General features: G+C 31.8%; 22 protein-coding genes, 1 tRNA gene and 1 pseudogene. 5 read left to right on the plus strand and 19 right to left on the minus strand.

Features of this window, described 5'->3' with window-relative positions; translation table 11 throughout:
* The 3 genes and pseudogenes from ACM39_RS10555 to ACM39_RS10565 form a co-directional block, all read right to left on the minus strand.
* A pseudogene (locus tag ACM39_RS10555) lies at positions 1-206 on the minus strand (Rhs element Vgr protein); the annotation flags it as partial.
* A gap of 349 nt (positions 207-555) precedes the next feature.
* Positions 556-1,866, minus strand: a complete 1,311-nt coding sequence (locus ACM39_RS10560) for a hypothetical protein (RefSeq protein WP_131701441.1) — start codon at positions 1,864-1,866, stop codon at positions 556-558.
* 1,357 nt (positions 1,867-3,223) lie between these two features.
* Entirely contained in the window at positions 3,224-4,702 is a 1,479-nt protein-coding gene (locus tag ACM39_RS10565; RefSeq protein ID WP_048511018.1) for a hypothetical protein, read from the minus strand.
* Between the two features lie 263 nt (positions 4,703-4,965).
* On the opposite strand from ACM39_RS10565, the gene ACM39_RS10570 reads away from it, so the two are divergent.
* The gene (locus tag ACM39_RS10570; protein WP_048511019.1) at positions 4,966-5,358 is read left to right on the plus strand and encodes a hypothetical protein; all 393 of its coding nucleotides are present in this window, start codon (positions 4,966-4,968) and stop codon (positions 5,356-5,358) included.
* A gap of 101 nt (positions 5,359-5,459) precedes the next feature.
* Here ACM39_RS10570 and ACM39_RS10575 read toward each other — a convergent pair whose 3' ends face one another.
* The 10 genes from ACM39_RS10575 to ACM39_RS10620 form a co-directional block, all read right to left on the minus strand.
* Entirely contained in the window at positions 5,460-5,720 is a 261-nt protein-coding gene (locus ACM39_RS10575; protein WP_048511020.1) for a hypothetical protein, read from the minus strand.
* Positions 5,721-6,225: 505 nt separating this feature from the next.
* Positions 6,226-6,660 carry a hypothetical protein gene (locus ACM39_RS10580; RefSeq protein ID WP_048511021.1) on the minus strand — a complete coding sequence of 145 codons (435 nt, stop codon included), beginning with the start codon at positions 6,658-6,660 and terminating at the stop codon, positions 6,226-6,228.
* Positions 6,661-7,061: 401 nt separating this feature from the next.
* A complete protein-coding gene (locus tag ACM39_RS10585) occupies positions 7,062-7,313 on the minus strand; it encodes a hypothetical protein (RefSeq protein ID WP_131701442.1) in 252 nt (83 codons plus the stop codon).
* A gap of 73 nt (positions 7,314-7,386) precedes the next feature.
* On the minus strand, positions 7,387-7,644 hold the full coding sequence (locus tag ACM39_RS10590) for a hypothetical protein (RefSeq protein WP_048511023.1): 258 nt from the start codon (positions 7,642-7,644) through the stop codon (positions 7,387-7,389).
* Positions 7,645-7,649: 5 nt separating this feature from the next.
* Positions 7,650-8,105, minus strand: a complete 456-nt coding sequence (locus tag ACM39_RS10595) for an ADP-ribosyltransferase domain-containing protein (RefSeq protein ID WP_082140569.1) — start codon at positions 8,103-8,105, stop codon at positions 7,650-7,652.
* Positions 8,106-8,145: 40 nt separating this feature from the next.
* A complete protein-coding gene (locus ACM39_RS10600) occupies positions 8,146-8,391 on the minus strand; it encodes a hypothetical protein (protein WP_048511025.1) in 246 nt (81 codons plus the stop codon).
* Positions 8,388-8,699, minus strand: a complete 312-nt coding sequence (locus ACM39_RS10605; protein WP_053073321.1) for an ADP-ribosyltransferase — start codon at positions 8,697-8,699, stop codon at positions 8,388-8,390. The genes ACM39_RS10600 and ACM39_RS10605 overlap by 4 nt, the downstream gene beginning before the upstream one ends.
* Before the next feature lie 43 nt (positions 8,700-8,742).
* A complete protein-coding gene (locus tag ACM39_RS10610; RefSeq protein ID WP_048511026.1) occupies positions 8,743-8,994 on the minus strand; it encodes a hypothetical protein in 252 nt (83 codons plus the stop codon).
* Positions 8,991-11,063: an ADP-ribosyltransferase gene (locus ACM39_RS19450; protein ID WP_228377101.1), complete on the minus strand. Its 2,073-nt coding sequence runs from the start codon at positions 11,061-11,063 to the stop codon at positions 8,991-8,993. The genes ACM39_RS10610 and ACM39_RS19450 overlap by 4 nt, the downstream gene beginning before the upstream one ends.
* A gap of 418 nt (positions 11,064-11,481) precedes the next feature.
* Complete coding sequence (locus tag ACM39_RS10620) at positions 11,482-12,159, minus strand: hypothetical protein (protein WP_048511027.1); 678 nt, start codon at positions 12,157-12,159, stop codon at positions 11,482-11,484.
* 368 nt (positions 12,160-12,527) lie between these two features.
* On the opposite strand from ACM39_RS10620, the gene ACM39_RS10630 reads away from it, so the two are divergent.
* Positions 12,528-12,725 carry a hypothetical protein gene (locus ACM39_RS10630; protein WP_048511029.1) on the plus strand — a complete coding sequence of 66 codons (198 nt, stop codon included), beginning with the start codon at positions 12,528-12,530 and terminating at the stop codon, positions 12,723-12,725.
* Positions 12,726-12,839: 114 nt separating this feature from the next.
* Here the strand turns inward: ACM39_RS10630 and ACM39_RS10635 are convergent.
* A tRNA-Gln gene (locus ACM39_RS10635) sits at positions 12,840-12,910 on the minus strand.
* A 240-nt stretch (positions 12,911-13,150) separates the two neighbouring features.
* On the opposite strand from ACM39_RS10635, the gene der reads away from it, so the two are divergent.
* Complete coding sequence (gene der / locus ACM39_RS10640; RefSeq protein ID WP_048511220.1) at positions 13,151-14,461, plus strand: ribosome biogenesis GTPase Der; 1,311 nt, start codon at positions 13,151-13,153, stop codon at positions 14,459-14,461.
* Between the two features lie 8 nt (positions 14,462-14,469).
* The gene (locus ACM39_RS10645) at positions 14,470-15,111 is read left to right on the plus strand and encodes a 4'-phosphopantetheinyl transferase family protein (protein WP_048511030.1); all 642 of its coding nucleotides are present in this window, start codon (positions 14,470-14,472) and stop codon (positions 15,109-15,111) included.
* Here the strand turns inward: ACM39_RS10645 and ACM39_RS10650 are convergent, their stop codons facing one another.
* Both ACM39_RS10650 and ACM39_RS10655 read right to left on the minus strand, forming a co-directional pair.
* Entirely contained in the window at positions 15,112-15,594 is a 483-nt protein-coding gene (locus ACM39_RS10650) for a GNAT family N-acetyltransferase (protein WP_048511031.1), read from the minus strand.
* Positions 15,595-15,646: 52 nt separating this feature from the next.
* Entirely contained in the window at positions 15,647-19,561 is a 3,915-nt protein-coding gene (locus ACM39_RS10655; protein WP_048511032.1) for a Pls/PosA family non-ribosomal peptide synthetase, read from the minus strand.
* Positions 19,562-19,694: 133 nt separating this feature from the next.
* On the opposite strand from ACM39_RS10655, the gene upp reads away from it, so the two are divergent.
* Positions 19,695-20,345 (plus strand): uracil phosphoribosyltransferase, encoded by a 651-nt coding sequence (gene upp, locus ACM39_RS10660; protein WP_048511033.1) that lies wholly within the window; start codon positions 19,695-19,697, stop codon positions 20,343-20,345.
* Position 20,346: 1 nt separating this feature from the next.
* Here upp and ACM39_RS10665 read toward each other — a convergent pair whose 3' ends face one another.
* From ACM39_RS10665 to ACM39_RS19615, 3 genes are read right to left on the minus strand one after another with little or no spacing between them, the layout of a single operon-like run.
* A complete protein-coding gene (locus ACM39_RS10665) occupies positions 20,347-20,586 on the minus strand; it encodes an alpha/beta fold hydrolase (RefSeq protein ID WP_048511034.1) in 240 nt (79 codons plus the stop codon).
* Between the two features lie 27 nt (positions 20,587-20,613).
* A complete protein-coding gene (locus ACM39_RS19105) occupies positions 20,614-20,826 on the minus strand; it encodes a hypothetical protein (protein WP_131701443.1) in 213 nt (70 codons plus the stop codon).
* Entirely contained in the window at positions 20,744-20,941 is a 198-nt protein-coding gene (locus tag ACM39_RS19615) for an alpha/beta fold hydrolase (RefSeq protein WP_117590745.1), read from the minus strand. Before ACM39_RS19615 ends, ACM39_RS19105 begins: the two co-directional genes overlap by 83 nt.
* Positions 20,942-20,990 lie beyond the last annotated feature (49 nt).

Genomic DNA, 20,990 nt, shown 5'->3' on the forward strand with positions numbered 1-20,990 from the left:
TCTAACGCATCATCTGAAACGGTGATACAGAAGGTGTCGTGGTCTGCCGTTTTTTGGATAAGCTCTACCGTATATCCGTTTTTGGCGAGGAAATCCTTTCCGTCGAGCTGGAGCAGGCAGTATACGATGGGATTGGTGGGGTCGTTCAGCCAGTATTCAAAAGGTTTGGATGTGCCGAAAGCGGCATCAGGGTCGGGGGTTTCCATAATTTTTTTTCGTTGTTTTTGTGTTTATTTAAGCATATTTTAATTTGAACTTTAAACAGAGCCAAATATGGAAAATATGCTTATTTCAAATATAAAAATATTTTTTTTATATGCAAATATTTGAAACCTGAACAGGATCACTGAATCTGAAAAGCATGGGAAAATTCGGATCTTCCTGTATTCTGGGGCATCCACAATATTTAATGTAGGAAGTCGTGTCAATATTCTAACTTTGAGAAGAAATGTATAATACTTCATTACTTATTTGTTTATACACATGTTCAAATAAAAAAACACCTTGAAGAAATGAATTCAACAAGATGTTATATAAAATAGTAATAAAATTATCTTAGTTAATTGCTGTTGCAAAGATGGCACTTTCAGCCCATGCTCCACCGTAGCTCAATATCTTTGTGGCAACAGGAGGGGCTCCACCAACGATACTGTTTCCTACAATATATCTATATGTTTTATTACCTGCTGATGTATTATTTATAAGAACATCTCCAGTTTTTATATCAAATTTATTAGAACCTGTATTCGAACCCTGAATTAGAAAGCTCATTAATGTTGGTCTTACAACTACATCTGCAGATTGTGTGCTAACCTGACCAACTGTGGTAAGATTTTCATCAGAAAATGTACTTCTTAAAAACATCCAGTCTCCACTGGCTAATGTTCCACTAACTCTTACCAATTGATTAATTGAGACCATCCATTTTCCAGAAGGTAATGTTATGCTGTTACCTGTATATCTGTATTGGGCTTCTGAAACAAAAGGAATATCAAGCCCTCCCGCAGTTATACCCGTTACAACTTGTGCAGATGCTCTTTTCCATGTTCCAACTCCATTAGCATCTGAAGTTAATACTGCACCATTTGATTGTGTCCCATCCACAATTCTAATTGCTCCGTTACTTGTTGAACGAACATCAAGTACGTTTGTGGGTGATGTAGTACCAATACCAACTCTTCCATTTTTATTTAAAGTCATTAATGCATCGCCTGTAGCAGGAGCCCCTGCGAAAAATTGCAATACATTGGCAGCATTTCCCAATCCATAGAAATCATCACCTGCCGTACTATTCCACAAAGCTAATTTTTTGCCGTTTCCTGAACCTAAATCTAATAAATTTTTAGGAGTTGTTGTTCCGATTCCCACTCTGTTATTTACAGCATCAACTGAAAATGTACTTCCATCGACTGAAAAGTGATTTGTACCCGTAGTAGCCGTACTTGTAAATGCTAAAGTATTTCCCGCCTGTGCTACTGTACGGTTTCCAGTTAATGTACCATTTCCAGCATAAATACTTGTGTCAGTAAAACTGGGAATATCTTTCCATGTTGCGACACCATTCGCATCGGATGTTAAAACTCTGTTAGCAGCCTGTGTACCATCAGCTATCTTTACTGCTCCATTTGTAGTTGAACGGATATCAAGCTTGTTTGTAGGAGCTACCGTTCCAATTCCAACATTTCCATTATTAAGTAAGGCAAAATCATTTAATTGTTGAGTAGAGGTAGGTATTCCTGTTGCAGGATTGTCTTTTGCTCCATCTATATGAAAAACTCCCTGAGGGTTTGATGTATTGATTCCAATTTGAGCTAATGCCATAGAAGAAAATGTTATCATTGATAACAATAGAATGTTCTTTTTCATTTTGTCAGTGTTTAATAATTTTTTTGTGTTTTAAGAATCTAAATGTTAATACTATAAATTTTAATTTCGTATTTTAATAATGTGCTAACTTTCTCATTGCAAAATTACATCCATAAATGAAAATGAAGTATACTGCATTATTACTTTAGGATTTTAATATGTTGATTTATAGTATTTTGTTGTTTTGATTGCAGTAGATGTGAAGTAGGCGTATAGTATTTGTTTTAGTATGTAAGGAAGATAAAAACCAGCATTCAAAAGTAGAAATATATATAATAATTCTACTTTTTACAGTTAAAAATTAATCGTATTATTTATTTTTCTTTCTCTCAACCGGATAGTCAGATAAATTTATTATTAAGAATTAAGTTAAAAGATAATCTAATCGAAAATGAAATAGTATTTAACAGGATTTCTATTCCGAATATTTCGTTTACTTATTAGTGAAAAAAATATAAAGCTTTAAGATGTAGGTATTTATATTTTTTACTAAAAACTTAAATATGATTTTTTCTAAATTAGAATCTCAGATTTTGAATTAAGTAAGAATGCAGTAAGGATACTTATAATTATTGAGGTTAAATTTGTACTAAGGATTTTTTTTTTCATTCCTTAGTGTTTTGTGGGCTTATATGTTTTTTATAAGCCCTTTTTTTGAAAAAAAATATTACAGGCAGAAGCGAATAATTGAGACTACAAATTTATCTCCTAATCTATCATACCCTGACACATTTATACCAATCCTAAACCAATATTCAGGGAAATTCTGGGGTAAACGAATTGTAATGTTTTGAGTATGGTTTTTGGTTTTTCCTGGGGATAGTGAGAGTAAGTGTTATAATACTTGGTCGTCTATTTTTAGATTGATTAAATATTAAATTTTGATACTCTTTTATGGTTAAATTTCTAAAGCCGAATGTCTTCCCTGAGTGTTGTAAAATGTTTCTATATATTCAAACAACAGGGCCGTGCCATTTTCAAGGCAGCAACAGAGAATCCTGAGCTTTCATCGTTTCACTCAACGATATCTTATAACCTTTCTGGCAGACCAATCAATAACTGGTCCGGTATAGGTAATATCAGAAACCCAGACTTTTTTACTGTTTTTAGCATAAAATCCTGATTCAAATAATTTTTCACATCAGGATATCCATGAGATGAAACCTAACGAAGTGGTTCGGCGTAGCCAATTGGTAGTTTTTAAGTTACAATACTTCAAACCTCGTTCTCTCATTAGCTTTGCTACAAAAGGACGAGAAGCTCCTGTTCCTTTGATTCCAGTCTTAGGACTTCTATATAGCGATGAGCGCTAAAAATAGCCATATTTATTCAAATACGGCCTGATATAATTTATATTTTAATTAATTCTGGTTAGTACTAATCTGTAGTTTAGACTTATGTCACCATTATTTGTCACTTGTAATATTCCCGGTGCTAAAACTGTCAGTGTATGATTAAAAGCTATGCCTGTTCCTCCACCTGTACAATTAGCTTTGCCTGTCCATGTTGTTGCAATTATACCCCTTGAGGTTTGGTTAAATGTAGGAGATTTTGCTGTAGTTCCGCCTGTTAATATACCTCCTAAGCCATTAATTGAATAAAAATTATTTAACGATTGATTGTAAATATAGTATTCCGCTGCTCCAATATTTCCACAGCTGTCACCAACAGTAATAATTGCTTTATATAAAGCTGCATTTACCAAAGTGTTGGTAATTTGACCTGTTCCGCCAGCACTGATATTTCCTGAACTAAATGATGTAAGACTTCCGAACGTCGAAGATGGCGAATTTTTAACAACAACTCCATTCGGGTCAACATATAATGGTGAAATAACTGTTGTGCCATTTGCAACATCTGTGGTTCTTATTCTTGCTCTTCCTGTTGTATCTAAAGACTCTGTAGGTGCTGTCGTACCTATTCCAACATTACCGGAAGTGTTAACAACTATGTCATTTTGTTGTTGTGCGGCTGTTGGTACTTCATTAATATTATTATCTCTGGCACCGTCAATATGGAACATAGCTTGTGGGGTTGCTGTGCCAAAACCCACATTTTGATCACCACTTATAAAGACTCCCGGTTTTGCTGGGTTATAGGGATATGTACCTGATTGGGCAGCGCCAATAGCTAAACCATCTCTTCCAAATATATCACCTGGGCCGGTGTTATGTCTTATGTAATATCCAAAATTTTGAGAATTTTCACTGAATAATAAAGAGCCACCAGAACCATCTGCGTTAGCATTTGAATGAATTCTTAAAACAGGATTAGCAATAGTTCCAGTTTGAGAAGCTGGCCCACCAACTCTTAGTTCATTTCCAACAACTTGTAAATCACTGTTTGGAGCTATAGTACCAATACCTACTCTGTGAGTAGCCGCATCTACGGAAAGTGTTGCATTATCTACAGAAAATGCATTTGTTGAGGTTCCTGCAAAAGTAATTGTTCTCTCTCCTTGGTTAACGGTTCGATTAGATGATAGTGTTCCGTTTGAATTATAAATGTTTTCGCCAGAAATATTCATTTTATTCCATACATTATTATCATAGTAATAATAACCAATAGAATCTATATTTACAGCATTACCTGTCATATTTCCTGTAGCTATACTATTGATATAGATTAATGTGGAATTGGCAACTCCTGTCATGGATTGTGCCCTCTGCCTGTCTACTCTGGGAATAAGGAGCCCTTCTGGTGTCGAAGTAGTGCCTGTAGCATTTTTTGCTATAATATCAAGCGTTGATTGAGGTGTAGGGGTGTTTATTCCTACTTGTGCAAATGTGAAATTTGAAAAAGTTATCAATGATAACCATAAGATGTTTTTTTTCATTTTTATTAGTGTTAAATTAAGTAATGGTTTAATTGTGGTTTTTAGAATAAAAGTTTAAATTGTTTAAAATAATTCACTTTTAATGTCATAATTTTTATTGCAAAAATACTTTCATTTCACAATTTAGGGTATACTGCAAATATACTTAAATATTATAAATATTTGATTGCTAGATTTTTAAAAAATACATAGAGTGTTTTGTGAGTATGTGGAATGTTATATTTATTTAAAATATTAAAAATGGAACACCATAATTTATAAGTATGAAAACGGTTATTAGCTTAATTTTATTACCACTTTTATTTTCATGTCAAAATATTAGTGATGAAGATATATATGGAAAGTATTCCCCCATATTATATAGGAATACATACGATACTTTGACAATTCACAAAAATGGAATTTATAATAGAGTTATATACAATAAGAAAGGTGAAAAACGATTGGATTATAGATCAAAATATAAATTAAAAGATTTATCTATAAAATTTTCTGAATATTATTTAAATTTAGATAAAGATTTGATTTCTTTTCCAGAAGATGTTAAGGATGTTGATATGGCTTATACAACTTATTTTGAAAGAAAATATAAGAATATTGTTCTTTGCTTTGGATATTATGAAGGAGAGAATTGTTATAAAAAGATTGAAAAATAAACTACTCGCTGAGCAAAGTCTATAATAAAGCTAAATAAAACCACCACAATTTGCGGTGGTTTTATTAAATAGTGATAACCACAATAAGATTAAATAGTAGATTAACTTCCAGAATGTTTTTCTTTGAGTTTTTTTTGCTCCTCTAAATATTCTACTTTATCTTCAGGGGAAAGTAATTGAAATTTTATTTCTCTAATTCTTTTCTTTGATTCCAAAAACTTATTGATTTGTTGTTTATTATTTTCTTCAAATTGCTCTGTCATCAAAAACGGATTGTCAAATAATAATTTTTGAAGTTCAGGGTTGTCATTAACAAATTTCTCTAACTTTGATAATTCTATTTTTAATTCTTCTGTATTCATAACAGTTATTTTTCTATTAATTTTATAGTTTTAATTTTTGAAATAAAATCTTCAGGGCTAGTTGACTCTCTTATATCTTTTACTTCAAACTTGGGATTTGATTTAAACAAGACTTCTTTTTCTGATTTTAAAGCTGATAAATCTTATTACTTTTCCATTTTTTACCTTTTATTCTTATTAGTACTGTATAAACTCTATTTCTCATAACTACGCCAATTGTATCCATACCAAGTACTAGAAGTAAAATGCTTGTTTTCAATAGTTTTTCCTACTTTATAAATTTTGTTATCTGCTCTTCCGAAAGATTTTCAATTCTATAAAACAATCTTTCGGATTTATAGACAGGAAGCTTGTCTAAGGCTTGATTCATCAGTTTTTCCTGCGTTCTGCAATTCAGTAAAATTCTGTCATCTGCATTTCACCACGTAAAGCCTTATTAAAGTTCTTATATCCTCCATTTGTAATGTGAAATTTTAAAAACCGCTCCCTTGGAAGCGGTTAAAATTCAATCATCAGAATATTTATCCAAATAATCTTTTTGTTCTTGAGGTGTCATTAATTGCCATCTTAAGTCTGCAATTTCTTTTGATAATTTATTCAATTCATTAATTTTTTGTTTATTTTCATTAATAAAATTTGTTCTTTCTAATTCGGAAAGATTAACATCACTCAATTTTTCTACTATATAGATATAGTTTTCTTTTATCTTGTTTTGATATTCTAAATATTCTTGTTTTTCTTGGGGTGTCATTAGCTGAATCCTAATTTCTCTTACCCTTTTTTGGATAATGTTTAATCTTTGTAATTCTACTTGGTTTTCTTTGATATATTTTTCTCCTTCCAAAATATTTGAAAAATGTTTATCTTTATGCTTCGTAAGTAGGATTTCTTCTTCTTTTTCCAAACTTTCGAGTTCTTTCTTTAAATCTATATTATTCATAATGCTTATTTTTCAATTAAAATTACTTCTTTTACTAACTTCATCCAATCATATGGGTCTTGAGTGTTTCCAATTTTTTCAACTCTAAATTTTGTATTTGACTTAAATAAAATCTCCCTTTCCGTTTTTAATGTTGAAAGTTTTTCTATTAATCTACCATTTTTACTTTTTATTCTTACAATTACAGTAAAAGGTCTATTTAAAACAGCGTCTCTTAAAGCTTTATAATCATATGTGCTTGAAGTAAAGTGTTTGTTTTCAATAGTATTTCCTACTTTATAATATTCATCTATTTACATTTACTATTACCATAATTGTGTCTTTGGCGTTCGAATATGCAATTTAAAAAAATAACCTTGACTAATTTAATTTGGTCAAGGCTGATTATTTAAAGAAAGGAATTAAGAATTTTTATATTTCTCTTTAGCCAACTCCTTTTGACGATAGTATTCTAATTTTTCTTCAGGAGTCATTAATTCTAATTTCAATTTTCGAATTTCTTCTACATTAGAGTAGTATTCTTTGTATTCAATCTCATTATCTTTTTTAAATTTATCTATATCTTTTGGTGCATCAAAAAATAATTTTTCTCTTAAAACTTCATTTCTTGACAATAGAAATTCTAATCTCTGTTTTTTTTCTTTACTTTCCATAAATTTTATACTGATTTTCAACGATACCACTATAATTTAAAAAACTGTCTAAATATTTGGGCGGTTTTGTTAGTTAAGAGTTTTTATATTTCTCTTTAGCCAACTCCTTTTGGCGATAATATTCTAATTTTTCTTCGGGAGTCATTAATTCCAGTTTTAATGCCCTGATTTCTTCTGATAATTTTCTATATTCTTCAAAAAGATGGATGTTTTCTTTATTGAATTTGTCGTATTCATCTTGTGGTAATTGTTTAAAATATAAAAAATCAAATAATTCTTTATGTCTTAACTGTTTTTCATCAAGTTGTTTCTTCAATTGTTCGATATTCATATAATTTATTTTTCGATTAATACTATTTGATAAATTTTAGTTTCAGGATTTGACGACTTTGGAACTTCGTTGATAGATTCAACAAAGAACTTTGTGTTACTTTTAAAAAGAACCTCTCTTTCAGCAGGTATTTTTGATGTAGCTTCTATGTTTTTGCCGTTTTTTCCTGAAATTTTTATAAACACATTAAAACCTGCATCATCAACCATCATTTCTTCAACAGCCATATAATCATAAGTAGAAGAAGTAAAGCCTTTCTTTTCAATTGTCTTACCTATTGCATATTCTTTACTCAACATTTCAGGAGACATTTTTTCTAACCTGTAAAAAGTAGATGAGCTTGTTTTTGGTAATTTCTTCAAAGCATTATTGAGTAACTCTTTAAATGCTTTATACTTTTCCATTATCGCAATTTCTCCACGCAATGTTTTGTTAAAGTTTTTGTAGCCAGCATTTGTAATGTAAAATTTTAAAAACCGCTCCCTTGGAAGCGGTTATAATTCAATCATCAGAATATTTGTCTAAATAATCTTTTTGTTCTTGAGGTGTCATTAATTGCCATCTTAAGTCTGCAATTTCTTTTGATAATTTATTCAATTCATTAATTTTTTGTTTATTTTCATTAATAAAATTTGTTCTTTCTAATTCGGAAAGATTAACATCACTCAATTTTTCTACTATATAGATATAGTTCTTCCTTCTGTCTTCTAAGTTCTTTATTTCTGTTTCTAATTTTTTATTTTTCATTTTTCGATTAATATTATTGTTTTAATTGAGGAACTCCAATCTGCTGGATTAGAGGTTGTTTTTATTTCTTTTACATAAAATTTGGAGTTTGATTTAAACAACACTTCTTTTTCTGATTTTAGAGTTGATAAATCTTCAATTAGTCTTCCACTTTTACCTTCAATTCTTATTAATATAGAATATGGTCTTTCTCTCATTGCCTCTCCAATTGCAAAAGCATCATAACTGCTCGATGTAAAATGTTTGTTTTCAATAGTTTTTCCTATCTTATAATATTCATCTATCTTGTTTTGGAGTAAGATTTTCAATTCTAAAAATACAAAAACTGCCCCGAAAAGAGCAGTTTATAAATTAATCATCAGAATATTTTTCTTTTATCTTGTTTTGATATTCTAAATATTCTTGTTTTTCTTGAGGTGTCATTAATTGCCACTCCAAATTTTCAATTTCTTTTTTGATTTTTTTGTATTTATCAAAATCTTCTTGATGTTCTGTTTTATAATTGTTAAATTCATTAATAGAATCAAAATCTTTTTTAAATAAATAAGAAAGAGATTCTTTTTCTTCTTTTAATTTTTTTAATTTTTGTTCTGAACTATTCATTTTTCACTTAATTTAATGGTTAGAATCGGTCCTAAAGTATCAGGATTAGTAGTTTTTGATATTTTTTCTACATAAAATTTACAATTTGATTTAAATAAAATTTCTTTCTCGGGAGATAATGTAGATAGCTCTTCGATTAATCTCCCATTTTTACCTTTAATTTGCACTAAAACCGTATATGGTCTTTCTCTCATTGCCTTTGCGATTGCATCCATATCATAAGTGCTAGAGGTAAAATGCTTATTCTCAATAGTTTTTCCTATCTTATAATATTCATCTATTTGTTTTGTCGTAAGATTCTCAATTCTATACAACAAACTTTCAGAATGGTATTTTGGTAACTTATCCAACGCTTTGTTCATTAGCTCTTTTTGCATTTTAAATTCTTCTGTCATTGCAATTTCCCCTCGTAATGCTTTATTGAAGTTTTTGTAACCTGCATTTGTGGTATAAAACCTCAAAACGGCTTCCTCTTCCAAAGATAAATATTTTGCCATATACCTTGTGCTGGAAAGCTCAACTAATATTTTCTGAAACGCAGGATTTTCTCCCAAAACCTTTAAATATCTGGAATATCTTAATTTTGAAATTAAAGAAGAAAAATTCCTAAAGGCAATTAATTCAAATTCAGGTAGTAACCCTGCTGTAATATTCTCTAAAATTGTCCATCTGTCATTTTCAATTTGCTTTTCAGTGAAATAATTCGCCACAATTGTAGGTATAAAATAATCTTCCTTTTCATCTGATATTCTCAGTGGAGTAAAGGCGTCATTTATGCCCAATGTTTCTGAACCACTTTCCGAAGGAGCTTGATTCCCATTTTCATAAGAATGAATAGTAAGACCAACTTCAAATTTCTTTTCTTTTTCCAAAAATCCGCTCCAATAAACAAATCTGTTTTCAACAACACCATTTTTCAATGTGTCTTTCATTTCGAGAGAATAGGTTATTGCATTTTGATAGTCAGAATCTTTCCAAGCATTAATTCCCACTTTTGTTAATTCAATAATAAAATCTTCAAGATATTTATTCTCAAGTTTATTCAAAACTTTTCTTACTACATTAGGATTGTTATTAACCTGTGTGCTCCACCAAACACCATTTTTTACACCTTTTAACAGATTAATGACTGAAAGGTTTTCATTGGTGCCAGTTGTATCAATAGCTTTTTCAGAAAGAGAAACAAAATCCTTCCAAAGCATTTCATCTGTAAGGACTTCCAAAACAAAATCAGGGATATTTTCATATAAAGCATCTATAATATCAGGGTTGCTTTTAGCTGTTGCAAAAAAATGTTTATAATATCGGATAATATCATTTTTCATTTGTTCGGCTTGTGAATTACCTTTTATAATTCTTAAAAATTCAATGAAAGTTTCTGCATTCCCTGTATAAAGTTTAATTGCAATATATTCATCATTCAGCTTGAAATCGTAAGGACTTTCAGTTGCATCCGTTTGTGCATCAGAGAATTTCTTATCCTCTCCATCTTTATATATAAAGTTAAGATTATAGGTTACTTTATAATTGTCAAAATATATCCCAAAATTATAAGTGTTACTCAATAAATTCTTTCTGGTATTCAGTTTGGATAAATCAAAAATAGCCTGTATTTCTTTATCATTCTTTTTATATATAAAAGGTTTGTTATTTTTAATACTACTGAATACTGGAGTATTAAACGAGGAAGAGCCTGAATAAATGGTTTTATCTTCCAATAGATATTTTTCTGGCTCAAATAAAAAGCTTTTTATCAGTCCTAACTTTTCTTTTAAATCTTTTGCAAGAAGTTCATAGTTAATCCCACCTGTATAAAAATTTTGGGATAAAGCATCATAATCTTCAGTTGTAGGTTTGTAAAAAACACTATTTTTTCCAAAAGGTGTACTTAATGCATATTCATTGGAGATTTCATCAAATGTTTTGTTGGTTCTTATCCCTTCAAAAGGGTCTTTGCCACTTCCATAAATTCCTTTTTCAAGTTCTGCAAATTGTATGATACGACTTCCCCGAAGTATTCTTTTACTTTCTTCGTCAAAATCTTCAATGTCGTCTAAAATATTTTCCATAAAATCATGTTTTAGTTATTTACGTTTCTCAAACGTTTCTAAAAACAAATGTAAATGGCAGTAGCGACAAAACTTGACGTTTTTAAATTTTCTTAATAAACAATGTCTGGGAGATTATGATGAATTATGAAATAAATTTATGGTATGTATTAGTGCTATGTAACAAATTCTTTGTTCATAGGGGTAATTAAGGCAGCAATTATAGCAGGTGCAATAATACTCGATTCAGTAAAATCGGGTTTTTGATCTTTATCAGTTTCTATTTTTCGTGTTTCAACAATTAACTTTTGTTTAGAGTTTGTTGCATTGTTAGTGGGAACCAATATTTTTGAATTATTTGATTTTAAACTATCATGTTATGTATTGTACAGTTGATATTGAGAAAATATTGATGATGAAAAAACTACTAATTTTAAATTTAATACAACTGTTTATTTATTCTATAATTTTCTAAAATTTCAAATCCAGTAGTTGTTAAATCCAGTGGTATTTTAAAACATTTGGTATTTTCATCATAGATTACTGATCTATTATTTTCTTTGAATATGGTAGACAATTCAATCATTCTTAAATGTTGTTGTTCATCAGATTTAATCTTACTTTGATCGAATATTGCTAAGACTGTTTTCTTATCGATTAGACTATTCATCCTTTCAAACTTCATTAATTCATAATATCTAATATAAAAGTATGATGTTTCCTTAATCTTATAAAATGACAGACATTTTACATCTACTTCAATATCCTTACAATTTTTAATTACAAAATCAGCTCTTTTTACAGAAAAGGAATCTATAATATTATAGTTTGAAAAACTTTCAGTGTCTTGGGGAATAGCTTCAACCATGAATTGTAGTCTTCTGGCTTCCATTTCAAATATTTCCTGTGCCCGAAGTCCATTTCTGAACCTTTCATTACATAAATTTTTATATTCTTTTGAATCTTTTAAAAAAAATGGTGCTGAATCTATAGAGCCTGATACAATGATAGCATCATCTATATCACCCTCAACATGATATATTAAATCTTCTAATCTATCGACATATACAGAAAAAGGCTGATTGATCTCACTGCTATTAATTAAATAATATCCCATGACTTTATCTGATTATTCTATCAAATATAAAAATAAATCACATAGCATTAGAGAAATAAAGTATTTTATTTAATTGATCTTCCTTATATATTTTGAGTTTTTCTATATTTTAATAATTCCCAATTATATGTAGATAGTATGGTTAAGTATTGCTTTTTATGAACAAATTTTAAAAAAAATAGTTTGTGGGTATCAATTATAAGTATTAGCAAAATCATAAATGACATTGAATCATATAAAATCACTTCGTCTATATTTTTTTGAGTTTTAACATTAATAACACCATTTACATTGTGTATAAACATATCTCCTATTCCCAACCCAGTGATGTATAGGTTTACGAAGCATGTTTAGATTGTTTAGGTAAAATGGATTTTCAAAGCCTATATGAATATGTAAACAATTTTTATTACGGTGAGTACGGAAGTGATGAAGATTTTGTACAATGGCTGTACGAAGATGATACGTTTAATATTCCTAATTGGGTTGTGATTGATTGGAGCACAACCACACGGAGCATAGTATTTAATTATTTTGAAAGCAACGGACATTATTTCCGATGCTAAGATTCAATTAAATTAAAATATGTTCAAATAAGTTAAAATATTTCAAGTCGGTAACAAATTCAGGAGTAAAAAAATAAAAAACCTTGAAAATCAATCGATTAACAAGGTTTTATGTAGACCCACAGGGATTCGAACCCCGACTGACGGTACCAAAAACCGGAGTGCTACCGTTACACTATAGGTCTTTATTTTTGGTGGTGCAAATTTATAAAATTTTTATTTATTTAAAAAAACGTTTTATGAAAAAATAAAGAAAAATCTTAAAGAAAAACCTGATTATACTGATACACAAAGTATTAATTTTCAAAAAATATTTTTCAAATACTTAGAGTTTTAATGTTTAAATTATAAAAACCTTATCTTTGCAAAAAATTGGGCTCCAAAAGTTGGAGAAACCCATTAATAATTATTTATTAAACATTTTTATGTCGAATATTGTCGCAATTGTTGGGCGTCCCAACGTAGGAAAATCCACACTTTTTAATCGTTTACTGGAAAGAAGAGAGGCTATCGTAGATTCTACTGCAGGTGTTACCCGAGACCGTCATTACGGAAAATCAGATTGGAATGGGGTAGACTTCACTGTTATCGATACAGGAGGTTATGATGTAAATAATGATGATGTTTTTCAGGGAGAAATTTCAAAACAGGTTCAGTTGGCTATTGATGAAGCGACTTCTATTATTTTTATGTTGAATGTAGAAGAAGGGCTCACAGATACAGATTATGAAATCCACGAAATGTTGAGGAGATCAAAAAAGCCTGTATATATCGTTATCAATAAAGTAGACTCTGCTAAGGAAGAATTGGCTGCTACAGAATTTTATCAATTGGGAATCGAAAAATATTATACCTTATCTTCTGCAACCGGTTCAGGGACAGGAGAAATTTTAGATGATATTGTTAAAGACTTTCCAACGACTGAATATAAAGATCCTTTTGAAGGATTGCCAAAAATCACAATTGCAGGCCGTCCGAATGTAGGAAAATCTACTTTGACGAATGCTTTACTTGATGCTGACAGAAATATTGTTACAGATGTTGCAGGAACTACAAGAGACAGTATCCAAACGCTTTACAATAAATTCGGACATGAGTTTGTATTGGTAGATACTGCCGGTATGAGACGGAAATCTAAAGTAAACGAAGATTTGGAATTCTATTCTGTAATGCGTTCCATACGTTCTATCGAATTTTCAGATGTTGTAATTATCATGGTAGATGCTACTTTAGGCTGGGAATCTCAGGATATGAATATTTTCGGACTGGCTCAGAAAAATAGAAAAGGTATTGTAATTGTTGTAAATAAGTGGGATCTTATTGAAGATAAGCAAACCAATACTATAAGAGATTTTGAAAAGACAATCAGAGATAAAATTGGGCAGTTTAGCGATATTCCAATTCTTTTTGTTTCAGCTTTGACGAAGCAAAGAATTTTGAAAGCTGTAGAAGTAGCAATGACGGTGTATGAAGATCGTAAGAAGAAAATCAAAACTTCAAAATTAAATGAAGTAATGCTTCCTATTTTTGAGCAAACTCCGCCACCGGCAAATAAAGGGAAGTATATTAAAATCAAATATTGCGTACAGCTGCCAACGCCGTCACCGCAATTTGTATTCTTCTGTAACTTACCGCAATATGTAAAAGAACCTTATAAGAGATTTACCGAAAACCAGTTGAGAAAAGAATTCGGGTTTACCGGAGTCCCTATCGAAGTATATTTCAGACAAAAGTAAAATTGCTCATGGAAGTTTGGGCAGTATACAGTTTTCTGGATAAAAATGATCCAGAAAGAATAGAAGGATTATTTTCGCTGCTTCCTGAAAATATGGTGCAATCTGTTAATAAATATAAAAATATAAATGATAGAAAAGCGAGGGTAATTGCAAAACTATTATTAGAAATTCTGGTTAGAAAAATGTTTCCTGACCAGAATTTTTTTTGGAATCTGTATAGCAAAGACTCTTTTTCGAAACCGTATTTTAAAGGATTAGAAATTAATTTTAATACTTCTCACAATGAAAATTTGTGCATTGTTTGTGCTGTTCAAAAAGATAAATGTGGAATTGATTCTGAAACGGTAAAACCTTTAGATTGGAAAATATACAATGATTTTTTACATCCGGATGAAAAGCGATTTATTAACAGACAAACAAATCAACAGGCAGCTTTTTATGAAATCTGGACTAAAAAAGAAGCCGTTTTAAAAGCTTCAGGTTTAGGAATTGCCCGGGAGCTAGAATCCATTGATGCACACAAAAAGATGGTTACGGTTAATCATCAAAATTATGTAACGCAAAAACTGGATATTTCTGAAAATTCTATTACTTATATCGCAACCGAGCGGGAAATAAATAAATTAAACCTGGAAGAAATTATCTTTTAATTATAACCACTTTTCGTACACTAATCTTACAGGCTGATACTCTTGTTTATTCAACCAGCTTTGCATTGTATGATTATTACACAATGTATATCGGTAAATTTTTCGGATATCATAGGCCTTGTAAGTTTCTTCAAATACTTTATTAAGGGCAGAATAAATTCCGTGCTTTCTGAATTCTTTCTTTACATAACCTTCCGAAATATAAAGGTCATCCGCATCTCCAAGCTCAAAATTGCTGTCGTCTTTTTCATCAATATATCCAAAAATAAACCCGATAGCTTTACTGTCAATTTCCGCAATAAGAAAAGTTCCGTTATTTTCCTCTTCACAGTCAGCAATAAAACGTAAATAGTTTTCCCGAATCAGATTCCAATCTGCAGTTTTTTCGTTCATTTCTTTTTCTGAAATGTGAAGTTCACCCATTAATTCATCTACGATAGCCAGATTTTCTGATATTTTTATTTTTCTGATTGTGTAATTCATAATTGTATTTTAAATTAAAAAAACTACGATTTTTTTTGTTAAAAATAAAAACTTATTTTCCTCTAATTGGGCTTCCGTGCCAGGATGTATTATCAGATAAAACTTCGCCCTTCATTACCAGAGAAAGTGCATCTATATTCACGTGATCCCCGATTTCAGTATCATACAAAATAATCGTTCTTGAATTAATCGTAGTTTGTTTCCCGATTTTCACACTTCCTATTTTCATAATTCTGTCTTCAAAAAGGTGAGTTTGCGGGCCGCAATCTTCATTCAGCATTGCTTCATCACCGATGGTTACCATGTCATATTCCGTAATATCAGTTGTGTTAAGCCAAACTTTTTTGCCAATTTTTAAGCCTAAAAACCTCATGAAGAAAGGGAGCCACATTGTTCCACGAAGAAAATCTAGAAAAAACTGAACGGGAAGTGCTTCATAAAGTGTTGTGATACCTTCACTCAGCCAGACTTTTAAACTGTACATCGGTATTTCTGTTTTTTTATACTTTCCGATGAAAATCCATTTTAATAAAACTGTAAAGAAAAAAGAAGGAAGCGCTACAATTCCTAAATAATAAAAAGGTGAAAACAATATGAGGTAATGAATTTTTCCTTCCAGATAATTACTGGTATAAGCAATATACAAAACACTGCATATAATAACCACACTCTGTGGGAGGATAATTCTTATTCCTTCTACTAAAGCCCTTGCAGCTCTTAAGTGAAGTGGAGGGTTATACGTGAGGCTATCTTTGAACACATCAGATTTTTGTCTTATCGGAAGCCCTATCGGAGGAGATCCAAACCAGTCTTTTTCTGAAGAATTTTTAAGCTGCCCTTCTGTTGGAGCTTTGCTTAAAACACCAATCAGCATATTGTCACCCAGCTCATATCCTTGTGGAATCAGCCCGCTGTTTCCTATGAAGCTGTTATTCCCGATTTTGGTTTCTGCTAAAATTAATTTTTCATTTCTTACATCATGTTCGCCAAGAATTACGGCATCAGCGATGAACGAACCTTCTCCAATTTCTAAAAGATGATGAGAAACATCGCTGGCTGTTGATATTTCGGAATTTTTCCCGACTTTGGAACCCATCATTCTGTAAAACTTACTGATGTATATCGATGCAAAAATAGGATGCACCACAAGAAGGGATAAATTGAAAATCTGATCTTTCACCCATTTTCTATAATATGTAAAACTGTAAACAGGATATATTCCGGGTTTCATTTTATACTGCAAAATCCTTGTCGCTAAACTCACGATAAGGATAAACAAAAGAATGTATATCGTTGAAAGTATCGGAGCCTGCCATAAATAAGAAAAATTATAATCCGAAGCACGCTCGTCAAGATAGTATAAAGTGTATAGAGTAGGAGCTAACGGTAAAACAATCAATAAAGGAAAGAAAAATAATGAACATAAATAAAAAAGCGCAAACCTGTTCCTTTTGGTTGCCGAACTTAGCTTCGGAATCTCCAATTCTTCCCCTTGTTTCACTCTGAGTTTCTCCGCAGGACTTCCGTTCCAGATTTCTCCGAAACCGATTTTTTTTCCTTCATTAAGACAGCTTAAATCCTGGAGTTCTCCAAATTTTTCGATGATCGTATCACCGCAAACAATAGCTGAGGAGCCTAAATAAGCATGAGCTTTTATATGTACTTTTCTTATTTTTAAAATACCGTTTTCTACAGAAGCATTGTCGATGCTGCATCCGGAACTTGTATTCACATTTTCATCAATGGTTACCAAATCTTCCGCAGCGATAGGCAATAAACTCAATTGTGCGCTCGGATGAACTTTCACACCCAACAGTCTCAAATATTTCGGATATAAAGGTGTTTCTACAATAAATTCTGAAGGCATCAGCCTTTTGACAGTCTTCCATAACCACCATCTGAAATAATACCATCCCCAGAGCGGATAATCTCCTTCTCTGATTTTCCCGATGACCAGCCATTTTGTCAGTAATATAATGATCGAATAAACGGGAGGGATTAATGTATACAAAAGAACGGCGCTCAATAGCGCAAACGAAGTTCCATAACCGTTTATTTGAAAATAATAATAACTTAGATATGGAAAAAATATCTGTAAGCTTAGCAATGAAAAAATCGCTAACAAACATACTGTCTGAGCTATATTACACAAATAATATTGTAAAGTGGAGACCCTTTGAAAAGGTTCCTGCTGTTTTCCTTCTTCCCGTTTATTTTTAAGATATTCTGCATACTTTGAAAGTGGGCGGTTTTCATAAACATCTTTCAGAGAAGCATATGGAATCCCAGCTTTTTGTCTTAAATGGGAAACAACTGTTGCTGCCAATAAAGAATGACCGCCAAGATCAGTGAAAAAATCGTCATTTAAGCTAATTTCCTTACCGGGAAAGACCCAATGTAAAACTTTTAGGAGTTTGTCCTCAACAGAAGTTTCGGGATCAATTGTAATCTCCTCGTTGTTTTGATGAGCTGTAAAGCTTTCAGGGATGGGTAGCATTTTTCTGTCGATTTTTCCGCTCGGCATCCTTGGCATTTCTTTCATTTTTACTATCGAAATAGGAACCATATAAGGAGCCAAAAATTTGGCAAGTTCTTTCCGCATTTTGTTTTCATCGAAAGAATCTTCATTGTTCATCACTGTGTAACCTACTAATTGTCCCTGCCCGTTGGAATCTTCTTTTACGGCAACTGCTGCAGAAGAAACATTCGTAAGCTGATTCAATCTTGATTCAATTTCACCAAGTTCGATTCTGTAACCACGAAGTTTGATCTGATCATCAATCCTTCCCTGGAAATCAATAAATCCGTTTTCCCTGATAATAACGGCATCTCCTGATTTATAAATTATATCTCCGGGTAGTTCTTCAAAAGGATTGGGTAAAAATTTTTGTTTGGTAAGTTGTGGAAGATTAAAGTAACCCTTGCTTACTCCCGGTCCGGAAATTACCATTTCGCCTCTTTCGCCTTTCGGAACGATATTCATATTTTCATCTATAACAGCGATATGGTAATTAGCTAAAGGTTCCCCGATAGTCAATTCTTCATGATTGTTTAATATAGCCATGTTAGAAGAAACCGTTGTTTCTGTCGGTCCATAACTATTGATGAATGTTCTGTAAGGTTTTGCCCATTTCTCCTGAACCTGTTTTGTACAGGCTTCTCCGCCCGTATTGACAAGCCGAATGGAAGGAACTTCATCAATAATAGCTAAAATGCTGGGAACGGCGTGAAGAACGGTAATGTTATTTTGGGCTAAAATTTCGCTTAATTCATCGATTGCTTTTACCGTAGTCGCATCTGCAATCCAGATGGCGGCTCCGGAAAAAAGGCTGATCCAAACTTCTTCACACCACATGTCAAAGGAAACTGAAAAACCCTGATAGACGATGTCAGTATCTTTAATCTTTATAAAATCTTCTTCAGACCTGATGAGATGACAGATATTTCGATGGGAGATAGGAATTCCCTTCGGATTTCCCGTACTGCCGGAAGTAAATAAAACGTAGGCCCAATTATCGGGTGAATTAATAATAGATAAAGAGGCAACCTCACTTTCCGGCTGATCAATAATTTGCAAAGGATGGCAATGGATATTTGCATCGGTATCCGAAAAATAAGTCTTAACATTAATATCTGTAAAGACTTTTTTAATTCTGTCTTCCGGCATTTCTCTGTCTAGCGGAACATAAGCAGCTCCGGCCTTCAAAATTCCAAGGATTGCAACCGGAAGTTCCAGGCTTCTCGGATACCATATTCCTACGCGGTCGCCAGGTTTTACTCCTTTATTCTGAAGTTGTAATGCAATGGCGTTGCTCCAGTTATCCAATTCTTTATAAGTCAGTTTTTTATCTCTGAAAACGAATGCGGTTTTATCTTTGTATGTATTAAAGGTAACAGCTAAAAGCTCAGGTAGAGTTTCATCTTTCATGAACTCAGGAGCTATTTTTCCGAGAATAAGGCTTTTCATCTTTGTTGAAATATTTATTTAACAGGTAGTTTGGAAACTTATATTTATTTCTCTTTAGTTTCAACATCAAATTTGTAATTTTGTAGCGGATTTAAAGTAACCAACCTCCTTAAAATAAAATTAAAATATCTTTATGCTTACCATTTTATCTCAAAACTTTTCTTTAGTTAATTCTTGGATTAATGAACTTCGAAATGTCGAAATTCAGCATGACAGAATGAGATTCCGTAGAAATATGGAAAGAATTGGAGAAATTGCGGCTTTCGAAATCAGTAAAGAACTGGAACAAAAGGAAATGGAAATCCAAACACCTTTGGATACGATTACAGCTAAAGAAATTGCCGTTCAGCCTGTTATTACAACTATTTTGAGAGCGGGGGTTCCTTTGTTTCAAGGAATTTTAAATTATTTTGACAGAGCAGATTGCGGTTTTGTTGCTGCTTATAGAAAACATGATGCTAATGATTATTTCTCGATTAAACAAGATTATTTGACTTGCCCGAATATTGAAGGAAGACCATTAATTGTTGCAGATCCAATGTTGGCAACAGGAGCATCTTTAATTGAAGCTATCAAGGATTTATTGACAAATGGAAATCCGGCTCAACTTCACGTGGTAGCTGCAATTGCTTCAAGACAAGGTGTTGAAACTATTGAAAAAGCTTATCCAAATGCTAAAATTTGGGTTGGGGCAATCGATGAACAACTGACTTCAAAAGGTTACATTACTCCCGGTTTAGGAGATGCAGGAGATTTAAGTTACGGAGAAAAGCTTCAAAGGTAATTTAAAAGAGATTCCAGAAATCCTTCATGAGGCTTAATAATAAATTGGGTCGTACTTTATCCATTGGGTGCTTTGTATCTGGGAGTACGGTCAATTTTGCGTTTGGGAAATTTTTGTAAATCTGAATGCTTTCCTCAAGTGTTACCATATTATCCTTATCGCCGACCATAATCTGGACAGGGATATTTATCTTCTGTAAATTATCTTTTAAAGGTAGATTTTTACTTAAAGAAATCATCATTTCAGCAATCGCAGGCAGTAATTTTCTTCATTTTGAGCCGTGTTGATCTTCCAGCAATTCAGCATATTTCGGAATTTTTCCAGCAATAATATCAGGATTCAACAGCTCAGTTTCTTTCAAAGCCTGCTCTTCCGTCCAATCAAATTTGTTCCCAAAGTCATGAATGTATAGTTGAAGGATGTTGCAAGGCATAGTATAGCGCAACATAACCACCCATACTGTGGCCAAAAATGTAAACATTGTTTAAATTTTCTTTTTCAATATATTCTTTTAATTTCCAGGTATACTTTTCAATTGTAATTCCATTTTCCGGAATTTCTGTATTTCCGTGTCCTGAAAATAAAGGTATGTGAATTGTAAAATATTTTGAAAGTTCTTCTCTAAAGGGTCAAAAATAGTGCAGT

Source organism: Chryseobacterium sp. FH2 (genome assembly GCF_001045455.1).
Lineage (GTDB): Bacteria > Bacteroidota > Bacteroidia > Flavobacteriales > Weeksellaceae > Chryseobacterium.